We start from the raw sequence: 12,263 nt of genomic DNA, 5'->3' as shown, positions 1-12,263 counted from the left end.
GGAGACGTTTTCTCAGATCTGAAATTGCGCTAAGACCCGCCAGCCTCCCAGGGCGCTCCATAGAAATATTGATTGGAATGAAAATGACAGACGCGATCTCCGCATCGCCGACTCCCGCCTCGAACAGCGCGCAAGTCAATTCTCCGGCTCGCGTCCTCATCGCCAGCCTTGTCGGCACTACCATCGAATTCTTCGACTTCTACGTCTACGCGACGGCAGCCGTCCTCGTCTTCCCGCATCTCTTCTTCCCGGCAAGCGATTCGAACGCCGCAACGCTGCAGTCGCTCGTCACCTTCTCGATCGCCTTCTTCGCCCGCCCCATCGGCGCCGTCATTTTCGGTCATTTCGGCGACCGCATCGGCCGCAAGGCGACGCTCGTCGCCGCGCTGATGACGATGGGGCTTTCGACGGTCCTGATCGGCATGCTACCGGGCTATGATGCGATCGGCATCGCAGCACCCTTGTTGCTGGCGCTTTGCCGGTTCGGTCAGGGCCTCGGCCTCGGCGGCGAATGGGGCGGCGCCGTTCTGCTTGCCACCGAAAACGCTCCTCCCGGCAAGCGCAGCTGGTACGCCATGTTCCCGCAGCTAGGCGCGCCGATCGGCTTCATCCTCTCCTCCGGCTTCTTCCTCATCCTGGCGGAAACGATGAGCAACGAGGATTTCCTCGACTACGGATGGCGCATTCCCTTCATCGCTAGCCTCGCCCTCGTCGCCGTCGGCCTCTATGTCCGCCTCAAGATCGCCGAGACGCCGGAATTCCGCAAAGCCGTCGAAAAGCACGAGCGCGTCGCCGTGCCGATCGAGGTGGTCTTCCGCGGTCATCTGCGCAGCCTGATCCTCGGCACCTTCATTGCAGTCGCGACCTTCGTACTGTTCTACCTGATGACAGTCTTCACGCTCTCCTGGGGCACGACACCCTTGGAAAAGGGCGGGCTCGGTTATACGAGAGAGCAGTTCCTGGTCGTCCAGCTTGTCGGTGTCGTCTTCTTCGGCCTGACGATCCCACTCTCCGGCTGGCTCTCCGACCTCTACTCGCGCCGCCTCATCCTGACGCTGACGACGATTGCCATCGTGATCTTCGGCTTCTTCTACGCGACGCTATTGACCAGCGGTCTGACCGGCGCTTTCCTGTGCTCGATCATCGGCCTCGCCTTGATGGGCTTCACCTATGGTCCGATCGGCGCTGCCCTTGCCGCTCCCTTCCCGACCATGGTGCGCTATACCGGCGCCTCGATGACCTTCAACCTCGGCGGCATCTTCGGCGCTTCGCTCGCCCCTTATATCGCCACCTGGCTCGCCACCCATTACAGCCTGGACTATGTCGGCTACTACCTCGCCGCCTCGGCGGTGATCTCGCTGGTCTGCATCCGGCTGTCGGGCCGCGAGGAAGTCTGAGCCATCTGCCGTGCAAGCAAAAAAGCCGCGGCACTCGTCGCGGCTTCAGACGGCTATCCAGCGTGCTTTGTGCGTTTATAGCCTGGCAATCGCGAGGAAGATCATACGGCGGATCTCTGCGTGGCTGGCATCATCGGTCGGCTTCACCCTCGTCGACAGGCATTATTTCTGCATGTTGCTCCGTGCCGGGGAGCGGCTACCGCAACATTCCTTGAGGCTTTTCCCTGAACCGCAAGGACATGGATCTTTGCTCCTGCGCTGCAGGCGACCGATCAGGGGGAGAATAACTGCGGTCGGCAAGAATGCGGCGACAAGAGTAAACAACTTGGCTGAAATGCCGGGAACGACGCGGCGATGGCCGGAGTTGAAACCGCTCCAGGCCCGCTCAGCGACATATTCAGCGTCCAGCTTGGGCAATATCTTGAAGAGAGCCGCCCGGTTCGCGCCGGCCTTTTCAAGGAATTCGGTGGATACCGGTCCTGGCGCCACACATGTCACGGTAACGCCAAAACGGCGCACTTCCTGATGGAGCGCGTCCGAAAAAGAGCGCACAAAACCCTTGCTTGCGTAATACAATGCCATGTACGGCCCGGGAACGAGACCCGCTACGGAGCCGAGATTGATCACGCCGCCACGTCCGCGCGCCAGCATTCCAGGCAGGAAGCGAAGGGTCATGTCGGTCAGGGCGCGTATATTGACATCGATAATCCCCATCTGATCTTTGACAGGGAGTAACGTTGCTGCGCCTCGCAGACCATACCCGGCACTGTTGACCAGGACGCCGCAGACCAAATCGTTGGCAACTAGAAAAGCCTCAAGACGCCCCGACGCATCGGCTGCGAAGAGATCCAGCTCCAGCGTAAACGCCTCACCGCCGGCCTGCCGTACGTCGGCCGCCGCAGCGGCGAGGCCTTCCGGCGAACGCGCGACGAGCACGACGACATTGTGTTCGCGTGCCGCAACCTTTGCGATCGCTCGTCCGATGCCGCGGGAACCGCCAACCACGACGACAGTCAACCGGGGCTCACTGTGCGGTGTCACTTCGATGTTCCTACTACCGTCACGATGGTAGGGGCTCCGATCTGGGCGAGGCTTTTTACTTCGTCGGCGACCTCGCCGTTCAAGATCCTTTCGAACCGTTCCAATGCTCGTGCGACATTCGCTCCATCCATGACCCTGTGGTCGTAGTGGATGCGGACAGCAACCGATCCATGCTCGCCGATCGGGCCGTAGTTGAAAAGTGTGGTCAACGGGCTGAGAGGGTTGAGAGACTCTGCTCCGAGACCCGAATAGACAGACAGTTGGAAGGTGCCAAAATAACGCGCTCGCTTCCGTCCTATATTGAGTCCGAGCCACATGAGCAGCCACCTCACAGGGGCAGGTGCGCGAGCGAGCTTCAGGGAGCGCCGAAACTCCTTGATCTCCAGAACCGGAAGTGACCTCGCTGAACGGATCAGCGTCTCCAGCTCGGTGATTGAGCGTTGCTCGGGACCTTTGATGGTGCTCAGCAGAACGACCCGCTCTCCGTCATGCTCGCGCTCATGGGCAATGGAGGCCACGCTGGCCGGATATTCATAGAGCTGTGGCCACGGAAACTTGATATAAGCACGCCGCAATTCAGGAATTTCTTGAGAGAGCAGGGCGTATCCCTTCAAGAAAAGCACTGTCCAGGACGGCCGGGCATCCGCTCCGTCTCTTGCATCCAGGAGGGGCCGAAGGTTCATTTGCCGCTGGACCGTCACACGCGGCACCCCAATCGAGAATCTCATCAGATCTCCGACAAGGCGTCGCGATGCCGAGAGCTTGATCGTTCGGCCTCTCATCTTGCCACCTCTAATAAAGATAAGGGATGATGCGCTTGGTCTTCGCCATATACGCTTGATATTGCGGGCCGAAAACTTCCAGCATCATACGTTCTTCCTTGTCCACCCTTAGGAAGAATAGAACGGCGAAGCCGATCAGGCCTGCCATGCCTGCCACCCAGTTGGGCAGCAGAAACGCTTGTGAAAGCCCCATCAGAAGAAACGACGTGTACATCGGATGGCGGACAAGGGCGTACGGTCCAGCGCATATCAATTCGTGCTGCTGGCGGATCTCCAGTGTAATCGACCAGTTTCGTCCTAATTGCTTGTGGGTCCTTCGAAAGACCCACATCGCGGCGCAGAACAGTATTGCCCCGATCACGACGGCCCACAAATGGGCGGTATGGTCGGCTGCCTCAGGCATGCCGGTCGCCACGTAAAATCCCGGCACGATCGCAAGTCCGGCGAGGGCTGCTGCAAGCCCGACCGCCTCTGAACCGGTACGGCGATTACTGACGACCGGCACTCGCTTTGCGCGACGCTCAAATGGGTATCGAATGATGCACCATGCAACAATTCCGAGAACCCAGACGACCTCGCCGACGACGGCTGCTGATAAGTTCAAATCAAGTCACCAGAACCTTTCCATGATCTGCCTTCTTGGAGACCCGGTAATCAACCTGTATTCATCTCCCGAAGGTTTGTAATGAATTGTTGCGGCCTTAGCCAAATGCTGGGCGCCTTATAACCCATGTGCCGTGCGATATCCGCCACAAAGGCATTGCAGTTGTATATCGATGCCTCCCAGAGACGAGAGGTTGCCTGCAGTTTGCGTATATACGCAACTGTGTCGTTATATTCATTGTCACTCAGCATCACACGCCAGCTTGCTGATCTGTACTGCTCTTCCAGGTCACCGTCCGTCGCTCCGGTCGTGGCCGGAACCGGTATGAAGTGGCCTATTACATACTGCGCGGCATCGGGAGAAGCTGGGGCAAGCCCTGCAACTTCGGGATTGATCATATTTCCGTTTTTATCCGCCTGCCCAAAAACGACATACGTGTGGCCGTAGGTCAGCGCATAGCGTGAGCGGAATTCGATGAAATGCCGATTTGATTTGTTTTCAGCCGTATTGGTTGGAGCTACGCCTCTGCCGTTGGATGTATAATGCGGTAAAGGCCTTTTGTCTTCTGTCTGGCATGACGATGCCACGAACGCCAACATAACAACTAGCGACACACCGCCTCTTCCAAGCGCCATCACTAAGCTCCATATGCAGGCCCTGACGAATGCGAGCCCGAAGTCAGCATATAAAATGCCACTCTTGCGCTGTGAGTTACGAAGGAGCGCAGCTTGGCGGTTTATGAAGAAGAGGAAGGGTCTATGTGACCCTTCCTAAGAATCAGACGCGATATGCTACTTGTAGACTGCTTCTGCCGGCGGTGGGGCTTTCCCCTTGCCTTTGCCAATCGACCCGCAAGCACTCAGATTGGCCACCGCAAACATCGCAAGGATTACGATTAGAATTCTGCTCATCAAGAAGTCCTCTCCTCATCATGGCATAGCCTTCTAAGCTACACCTTAAAGTTTAGCGACACTCAGTACCCTGGATAGGGCAGACATGATGCAACATGCAACGAATCTACATTAGCAGATACATAATGCTATGGCCAACCCCACGATTTCAAATGGTAAACACCATCAGATGACAACTACGCGCGTGCCTACGCGTGCACGGGAGTAGAGGTCGACGATGTTTGCGTTCGTCAAGCGAATACACCCATTCGAAACAGCACGGCCTATCGACCAGGGGGCATTCGTTCCGTGCAACCGGAACAGGGTATCTTGTCCGCCTTGATAGAGGTAGAGGGCCGCTGCACCGAGAGGATTGAGCGGTCCTCCCGGTACCCCATCGGCATATTTGGCCAGGCGGGGCTTGCGCTGAATCATGTCATTGGTGGGCTTCCACGAAGGCCACTCTGCCTTATAGCCGATGGTGGCCTCGCCCTTGAAACTCAGTCCTTCCTCTCCGACGGCAACGCCATAGCGAGTCGCCAGTCCGTCTGCCTCTACGAAGTAAAGGTAGCGGCTCGCCGTATCGACGACGATAGTTCCGGGCGGTTCACTCCCCGTATAGGCGACCTCCTGTCGTCGATAGCGGGGATCGGAATCCGGATCCCTCGCGAATCGGTAGCCCAGTGGCGGCCCATCGCCCGAAGTACATCCAAAAAGCATTAGAGCCAGGCTCCCCAGCACGAGCCCACGGCGTGTAATATGCTGTTTGTCCATTTCCACCTGCCAAGTAACTCCCTCGATCCCGTTCATTCCAAATTAGCCCGTTCATTCCAAATTAGATTGCGACATCGTTTGATAAAGACACTCAACTCTGTGGAGGATGAGTTCGCAACACTGGCAACATCTGAAGCTGCGCAATACCATGCCCCTCTATTTATCCGTCAAACCCCTTGCATCAACAATCGCGCCGATCGAATATTAGCATATCAACAAGGACGGAGACGATGAAGCTTTGCCTGGAAGGAAAAATCGCGATCGTTACGGGTGGGGCTTCCGGTATTGGTGCCGCCGTTTCCCGTCAACTCGCTGACGAGGGTGCGGAGGTTGTTGTCGCCGATATCAATGCTGACGCGGCACACACGATTGCCGCCGCGATCAGATCAGAGGGAGGCCGCGCCCATGAATTTGTCGTCGATGTCAGTGACAGTGGCGGTGTGCAGAGACTTGTCGATTTTACCGTCGAGACATGTGGCGGCTTGGATCTGGCGGTCAATAATGCGGGAATCGATGGGGTGCGCGCAGCGGTCGCAGACTATCCGCTCGATAATTGGCATAAGGTGATGAACGTCAATCTGAACAGCGTTTTCTATTGCATGAAGTCCGAAATTGGCGCGATGCTCAAGCTGGGCGGCGGCGCAATCGTGAATATGTCTTCCACTCTCGGGACCGTTGGATTACCCACCGCGGCGGCATACACCGCAGCGAAGCACGGGGTCGTTGGACTGACGAAAGTCGCTGCGATGGAGTATGCCAGATTGGGTATCCGCATAAATGCCGTCGGTCCCGGCTGGATCGAAACGCCACTTTTGTCAGCGCATCTTGAGGCGGCGAGCACGCGACGCATGGCAGCACTGCAACCGATGGGCAGGCGTGGAAAACCGGAAGAGGTCGCAACTCTTGTGTGTTTCCTCCTGTCCGAGCAGGCCAGTTTCATCACTGGGGTGCACTATTTGGTGGACGGGGCCTATACCGCTCACTGAAGGGGCTGTGCTGCTGAGTGAGGGACCGGTGTTCTGCCCCAGAAAGCACGATGCGTAGATTCAAAGTGTTAGAGCGTCCTTGGTGCGTCCGAAAGGACGCACGGCGCTCCAACGTGGCGGCTTTTTATTGATGCCGTGGGCACTTCCGGTTAACCGGAACACTCACGGCAAAACGGGGAACAGATCATGCGATGCCTCATTACCGGCGCGGCCGGCTTTGTCGGTGGGCCTCTCGTCGAAAGACTGGATGGAGAGCGGATATGCGAGCTTGCGGTAACGACGCGATCTGCAGCCGCCAGCTTCCCGACATCTGTGCGGCATTTCCCCATCGAGATAACAAGCGAAACCGATTGGACAGCGGTTCTCGAGGGTATCGATGTCATCGTCCATCTCGCCGCTCGTGTTCACATCATGAACGACCGCGCAGCCGATCCGCTTGCGGAATTTCGTCGGATCAACACCACCGCTACGTTGAACCTCGCCGAGCAGGCCGCCCGCGCGGGCGCAAAAAGGTTCGTCTTCATCAGCAGCATCAAGGTCAATGGCGAGGAAAACGTTCGACCCTTCCGGCACGACGATACGCCAATGCCGATCGATCCCTATAGCATTTCAAAGTTGGAAACTGAAATCGGGCTGCATGAAATTGCCGCCCGAACAGGCATGGAAGTCGTGATCATTCGCCCGCCGCTCGTCTATGGACGCGGTGCGAGGGGCAATTTCGCCCTGCTCGTCGGACTTGTCAGGAAGAAGATACCGCTCCCCTTCGCGTCGCTGAAGAACCGCCGGACATTGGTCGCGCTTCCAAATCTCGTCGATCTGATCATCACCGGGATGAAGCATCCCGGCGCAGTCGGCCAGACCTTTCTCGCGGGTGATGGAGTAGATCTTTCGACTCCCGGGCTTATCGAAGGGATTGCCGCAGGATTGGGCGTCAAACCGATGCTGCTCCCCTTCCCCCCCGCCTTGTTGCAGATGGGCGCGAGGATCACCGGAAAGGCCGCCGTCTACCAGCGTCTTTGCGGTTCCCTGCGGGTCGATATATCCCATGCCCGCGACGTGCTTGGCTGGTCGCCCGTCGTCACGCCGCGCGAGGGCCTGAAGCTTGCGGTGACGTAACCGTTACTCGCTCGTCACACCGTGGAACGGACGCACCTCGCGGCCGGGCATGAAGACGCCGAGGCGTTTGATTTCCCATTCGAGCTTGATGCCGTCTTTTTCAAAGACTTCGCGACGCACCTGTTCGCCGAGATATTCGAGGTCGTAGCCGGTTGCCTGCCCCATGTTGATCATGAAGTTGCAGTGAAGCGACGACATCTGCGCTCCGCCGATGACGAGGCCGCGGCAGCCTGCCTCATCGATCAGTTTCCAGGCCGAATGGCCGGCCGGGTTCTTGAAGGTCGAGCCGCCGGTCTTTTCGCGCACCGGCTGCACCGTCTCGCGGTGGTTGCGCACGGCGTCCATCTCGGCGCGGATCTGCGCGCGCTCTTCCGGATAGCCCTCGAACAGCACGGAGGTGAAGATCAGATCTGTCGATGCGGTCGAATGCCGGTAGGAGTAGCCCATCTCGGCATTGGAAAGCACATGCTTGTCGCCCTTACGGTCGACCGCATGGACTTCGATCAGCCGCTCGCGCGTCTCGACGCCATTGGCCCCGGCATTCATGCGCGCCGCGCCGCCGACGCCGCCGGGAATGCCGTAGAGGAAATGGAAGCCGCCGATGCCGTTGTCCATCGCCATCGCCGCCACGTGTTTATCAGGGCAGATGGCGCCGGCGAGAATCCGGTTTTCGCCGGCAAGCTCGACGAAGCCGAACCCCTTGGCCGACAGGCGCAGCACGACGCCGGGAATGCCGCCGTCGCGTACCAGGATGTTGGAGCCGACGCCGACCACCGTCAGCGGCACCTCTTCTGGCAATATCTTCAGGAAGGCGACGAGATCGTCGATGTCATGCGGCTGGAACATCAGCTCGGCCAGGCCGCCAGCCCTGAACCAGGTGACACGGTCCATAGGGGCATCCGGCGTAATACGGCCGCGGATATCCTTTACACCGTCTCCGAGAGACGCGAGAAGCTTTTCCCCATTCACCTGTTTCATACGGACTTTCCCGATAGGCCTTCCAGTTGCTTGGGCAGCGCCGCCGCCCAGGATGTGATGCTCCCAGCCCCCAACAGAACCACGAAATCGCCAGGCTTTGCAACCTCCGCGACCATCTGCGGCAGAAGCTCCGCCGAGCTTAGAAAGCGGGCGTCGCGATGGCCGCCGGATTTGATGCGCGATACCAGCGACACGGAATCGATACCCTCGATCGGATCCTCGCCCGCCGCATAGACGGGTGCCAGGAAGATGCTGTCGGCATCGTTGAAGCAGGCGGCGAATTCCTCGAACAGGCTCGCAAGACGGCTAAAGCGATGCGGTTGGTGGACGGCGATGACACGCCCCTTGCAGGATTCCCGGGCGGCGCGCAGCACTGCCTTGATCTCGACGGGATGGTGGCCGTAATCGTCGAATATCTGCACCCCGTTCCACTCACCGGTCAGCGTGAAGCGGCGCTTGACGCCGCCGAAGGAGGCAAGCCCCTTGGCGATATCGGCGCTCGATATGCCGAGCCGGTTGGCAACGGCGATCGCCGCCGTCGCGTTGGAGATATTATGGCGCCCCGGCATCGGCATGACCAGCCCCTTGAGCTCGATAACCTGGCCGGTGCGGCGGCGACGGATTTGGACGTCAAAGATCGAGCGCGTGCCGTCGATGCGCACATTCATGAAACGCACGTCGGCCTGCGGGTTTTCGCCATAGGTGATGATCTTGCGATCCTCGATGCGGCCGACCAGCGACTGCACCTCGGGATGGTCGAGGCACATGACGCCGAAGCCGTAGAACGGCACATTCTCGACGAACTGCCGGAAGGCGGCGCGCACGGCGTCGAAATTGCCGTAATGGTCGAGATGTTCCGGGTCGATATTGGTAATGACGGCGACATCGGCCGGAAGCTTCAGGAAGGTGCCGTCCGATTCATCGGCCTCGACCACCATCCACTCGCCCTCGCCCATGCGGGCATTGGTGCCGTAGGCATTGATGATGCCGCCATTGATGACGGTCGGGTCAAGTCCGCCGGCTTCGAGCAGCGCGGCAACCAGCGACGTGGTCGTCGTCTTGCCATGCGTGCCGCCGATGGCGATCGCATTGCGGAAGCGCATCAACTCGGCCAGCATCTCGGCGCGGCGCACCACCGGCAGCAGCTTTTCGCGCGCGGCGATGAGTTCCGGATTGCTCTTCTTGATCGCCGTCGAGACGACGACGACTTCGGCCTCACCCAGGTTTTCGGCTCGGTGACCGACAAACACTTCGATGCCCTTGTCGCGCAGGCGCTGGACATTGGCGCTGTCAGCCTGATCCGATCCCTGCACCTTGTGGCCGAGATTGTGCAGCACCTCGGCAATGCCGCTCATGCCGATGCCACCGATGCCGATGAAATGGACGAGGCCGATCGTCTTCGGCAGTTTCATGCGCGTGTCCTCTTGAATTCTGCAATTGTCCGTCTGGCGGCAATAGCCTCAACCATGTCGGCAAGCAAGTTCGCTGCATCGGGTTTCCCGGCGCGTTTCGCCGCCGCCGCCATGTGCAAAAGCTTTTCCGGATCGTTCATGACAGCCGTCAGGATCGCTGCGATCTTCTCCGGCGAAAGCTCCGACTGGGCGATCACCTTTGCCCCGCCGGTCGCAGCAAGTGCCGCCGCATTCGCCGCCTGATCGTGATCGAGAGCGTGCGGGTAAGGCACGAGCACGGCAGGCCGGCCGATGACGGAGATTTCCGAAACCGTCGAGGCGCCCGAACGGCAGATGACGAGATGCGCCCTCGCCAGCCTCTCGGCGATGTCGGTAAAGAAGGGGGCGATATCGGCTCCCATCTCCAGCTTGGTGACGCAGCCGCTGACCATTTCCATATCCTCGGGACGCACCTGCTGGGTGATGCGCAGGCGCACGCGAAGCGCCTCGTCGAGCAGGCTGATCGCCGTCGGCAGCGCCTTGGAGAAATATTGCGCACCCTGGCTGCCGCCGAAGACGACGAGGTTGAAGGCCTCGCGGGGATGCGACGGCGTGTACGGCACCTCGGCCGCAGCGATGATCGCCGGGCGGACCGGATTGCCCGTCGTCACCGTCTTGTCTGGAAAGGCAGCGCCTCCCTCCGGCAGGAACCCGCCGGCGATGGCCTGCACGCGGGTTGCCAGGGCCTTGTTGGCGCGCCCCATCACCGCATTCTGCTCGTGGATCATCGAGGGCACGCCGAGCCGGGTGGCGGCAAGCAGCGGCGGCACGGTGGGATAACCACCGAAACCAACGACGATGATCGGCCGCAACCGCTGGATCAGTTTCTTCGCCGCCCGCATGCCGCTCCAGAGCGTCCATAGCGAGCGGGCGACAGCAACCGGGTTCTTCGAGCCGATCGTCGCCGACGGTACGACATGGATTTCCTCGGCCGGGAACTTGCCGGCATAGCGCTCAGCCCGGCTGTCCGTGACGAGATGCACCGAATAGCCGCGCTCCTTCAGCTTGAAGGCCAGCGCCTCCGCAGGGAACACATGGCCGCCGGTTCCCCCGGCGGCAAGCAGCACGATGCCTTTGCTCATAGTCTTCTACTCCGCCGGCATGCCGTGCGGGACGCGGAAGAGGCTCCGGTCCTGCGCCCGTTTTTCCGGTCGATGGCGCGTCAGCGCCAGAATGAAGCCGGCGGTGACGCAGATCGCGACCATAGACGAGCCGCCGTAGGAAATCAGCGGCAGCGTCATGCCCTTCGCCGGCAGCAATTCGAGATTGACGCCGATATTGATGATCGACTGAATGCCCATCTGCAGCACCAGGCCGGCGACGGCGAAACGGTTGAAGTCGTTGCGCTCGCGATAGGCATGTGACAGGCCGCGCAGCACCAGCACGGTAAACAGCGCAACGAGCGCCATGCAGAAGACGATGCCGAATTCCTCGGCCGCGACCGAGAAGATGAAGTCGGTATGCGCATCCGGGATGATGCGCTTGACGATCCCCTCGCCCGGTCCTTGGCCGAACCAGCTGCCGCGGATGATCGCCTCGCGCGCGGTGTCGATCTGGAACGTGTCGCCTTCGCCGGTCATGAATTTGTCTATGCGCAACGCAACGTGCGGGAAGACGTAGTAGGCGCTGAGCAGGCCGCCGGCGCCGCCGATACCGAGCAGCATGATCCAGATCCATGGCATGCCGGCCATGAAGAACATCCCGCCCCAGACGGCCGTGGTCAGGATGGTCTGGCCGAGGTCCGGCTGCGCGATGAGAAGGGCTGCGACGATGCCGAACAGAATGATGGCAAAGAGATTGCCGGGGATCTCCGGCTGGCGCGCATGTTCGGCAAACAGCCAGGCGCAGACCACGACGAAGGCGGGCTTCATGAATTCCGATGGCTGGATGGAAAGGCCGGCGATCCAGATCCAGCGCCTGCCACCCTTGACCTCCTGCCCGACGAAGAGCACCAGCACCATCATCGCGACCGAGACGATCAGGATCAGGATCGCGGTTCGCCGCACCTGGCGCGGCGTGAGAAACGACAGCCCGAGCATGACGCCGATCGAGGGGATCATGAAGGCCGCATGGCGCTTGACGAAGTGAAAAGGCTCGAGCCCGATGCGTTCGGCGACCGCAGGAGATGCCGCAAACGACAGCATGAATCCGATGCCCATCAGGAAGATGAACATTGCCAGGAAGAAGCGGTCGATGGTCCAGAACCAATCGGCCAGAGGCCCACGTTCCGCGCGGCTTACCATG

General features: G+C 59.9%; 13 protein-coding genes. 3 read left to right on the top strand and 10 right to left on the bottom strand.

Annotation, left to right across the window (positions count from 1 at the left end; all coding sequences use genetic code 11):
• Nucleotides 1-83: 83 nt before the first annotated feature.
• Nucleotides 84-1,397 (top strand): MFS transporter, encoded by a 1,314-nt coding sequence (locus ACS4RR_RS10425; protein WP_260109073.1) that lies wholly within the window; start codon nucleotides 84-86, stop codon nucleotides 1,395-1,397.
• Nucleotides 1,398-1,559: 162 nt separating this feature from the next.
• Here ACS4RR_RS10425 and ACS4RR_RS10420 read toward each other — a convergent pair whose 3' ends face one another.
• From ACS4RR_RS10420 to ACS4RR_RS10395, 6 genes are all read right to left on the bottom strand, one after another.
• Nucleotides 1,560-2,438, bottom strand: coding sequence for an SDR family NAD(P)-dependent oxidoreductase (locus ACS4RR_RS10420; protein WP_456190063.1), 879 nt, complete (start codon nucleotides 2,436-2,438; stop codon nucleotides 1,560-1,562).
• Nucleotides 2,435-3,220, bottom strand: a complete 786-nt coding sequence (locus ACS4RR_RS10415) for a hypothetical protein (protein WP_222386298.1) — start codon at nucleotides 3,218-3,220, stop codon at nucleotides 2,435-2,437. Before ACS4RR_RS10415 ends, ACS4RR_RS10420 begins: the two co-directional genes overlap by 4 nt.
• 10 nt (nucleotides 3,221-3,230) lie before the next feature.
• Nucleotides 3,231-3,824 carry a protein-S-isoprenylcysteine O-methyltransferase gene (locus ACS4RR_RS10410; RefSeq protein ID WP_222386299.1) on the bottom strand — a complete coding sequence of 198 codons (594 nt, stop codon included), beginning with the start codon at nucleotides 3,822-3,824 and terminating at the stop codon, nucleotides 3,231-3,233.
• A gap of 50 nt (nucleotides 3,825-3,874) precedes the next feature.
• Entirely contained in the window at nucleotides 3,875-4,459 is a 585-nt protein-coding gene (locus ACS4RR_RS10405; RefSeq protein ID WP_222386300.1) for a hypothetical protein, read from the bottom strand.
• A gap of 156 nt (nucleotides 4,460-4,615) precedes the next feature.
• Nucleotides 4,616-4,735, bottom strand: a complete 120-nt coding sequence (locus ACS4RR_RS10400) for a hypothetical protein (protein ID WP_026171022.1) — start codon at nucleotides 4,733-4,735, stop codon at nucleotides 4,616-4,618.
• A 165-nt stretch (nucleotides 4,736-4,900) separates the two neighbouring features.
• Nucleotides 4,901-5,488, bottom strand: a complete 588-nt coding sequence (locus ACS4RR_RS10395; protein WP_026237152.1) for a L,D-transpeptidase — start codon at nucleotides 5,486-5,488, stop codon at nucleotides 4,901-4,903.
• A 230-nt stretch (nucleotides 5,489-5,718) separates the two neighbouring features.
• Here ACS4RR_RS10395 and ACS4RR_RS10390 point away from each other — a divergent pair, with 230 nt between their 5' ends.
• Together ACS4RR_RS10390 and ACS4RR_RS10385 are read left to right on the top strand one after the other, a co-directional pair.
• The gene (locus ACS4RR_RS10390) at nucleotides 5,719-6,474 is read left to right on the top strand and encodes an SDR family NAD(P)-dependent oxidoreductase (RefSeq protein WP_222386301.1); all 756 of its coding nucleotides are present in this window, start codon (nucleotides 5,719-5,721) and stop codon (nucleotides 6,472-6,474) included.
• A 186-nt stretch (nucleotides 6,475-6,660) separates the two neighbouring features.
• Nucleotides 6,661-7,590 carry a UDP-glucose 4-epimerase family protein gene (locus tag ACS4RR_RS10385; protein ID WP_222386302.1) on the top strand — a complete coding sequence of 310 codons (930 nt, stop codon included), beginning with the start codon at nucleotides 6,661-6,663 and terminating at the stop codon, nucleotides 7,588-7,590.
• A gap of 3 nt (nucleotides 7,591-7,593) precedes the next feature.
• Here ACS4RR_RS10385 and murB read toward each other — a convergent pair whose 3' ends face one another.
• The 4 genes from murB to ftsW are packed head-to-tail and all read right to left on the bottom strand — an operon-like array spanning nucleotide 7,594 to nucleotide 12,262.
• Nucleotides 7,594-8,568: a UDP-N-acetylmuramate dehydrogenase gene (murB, locus tag ACS4RR_RS10380; protein ID WP_222386303.1), complete on the bottom strand. Its 975-nt coding sequence runs from the start codon at nucleotides 8,566-8,568 to the stop codon at nucleotides 7,594-7,596.
• A complete protein-coding gene (gene murC, locus ACS4RR_RS10375) occupies nucleotides 8,565-9,980 on the bottom strand; it encodes a UDP-N-acetylmuramate--L-alanine ligase (protein WP_017965101.1) in 1,416 nt (471 codons plus the stop codon). The genes murB and murC overlap by 4 nt, the downstream gene beginning before the upstream one ends.
• Complete coding sequence (gene murG / locus ACS4RR_RS10370; RefSeq protein WP_456190062.1) at nucleotides 9,977-11,101, bottom strand: undecaprenyldiphospho-muramoylpentapeptide beta-N-acetylglucosaminyltransferase; 1,125 nt, start codon at nucleotides 11,099-11,101, stop codon at nucleotides 9,977-9,979. The genes murC and murG overlap by 4 nt, the downstream gene beginning before the upstream one ends.
• Nucleotides 11,102-11,107: 6 nt before the next feature.
• On the bottom strand, nucleotides 11,108-12,262 hold the full coding sequence (ftsW, locus tag ACS4RR_RS10365; protein ID WP_017965103.1) for a putative lipid II flippase FtsW: 1,155 nt from the start codon (nucleotides 12,260-12,262) through the stop codon (nucleotides 11,108-11,110).
• Nucleotide 12,263: the final 1 nt, after the last annotated feature.

The organism is Rhizobium zaerense (assembly GCF_051810725.1).
Classification (GTDB): domain Bacteria; phylum Pseudomonadota; class Alphaproteobacteria; order Rhizobiales; family Rhizobiaceae; genus Rhizobium; species Rhizobium leguminosarum_I.
The sequence above is the reverse complement of the archived record's forward strand: the minus strand, read 5'-3'. Positions and strand labels throughout refer to the sequence as shown.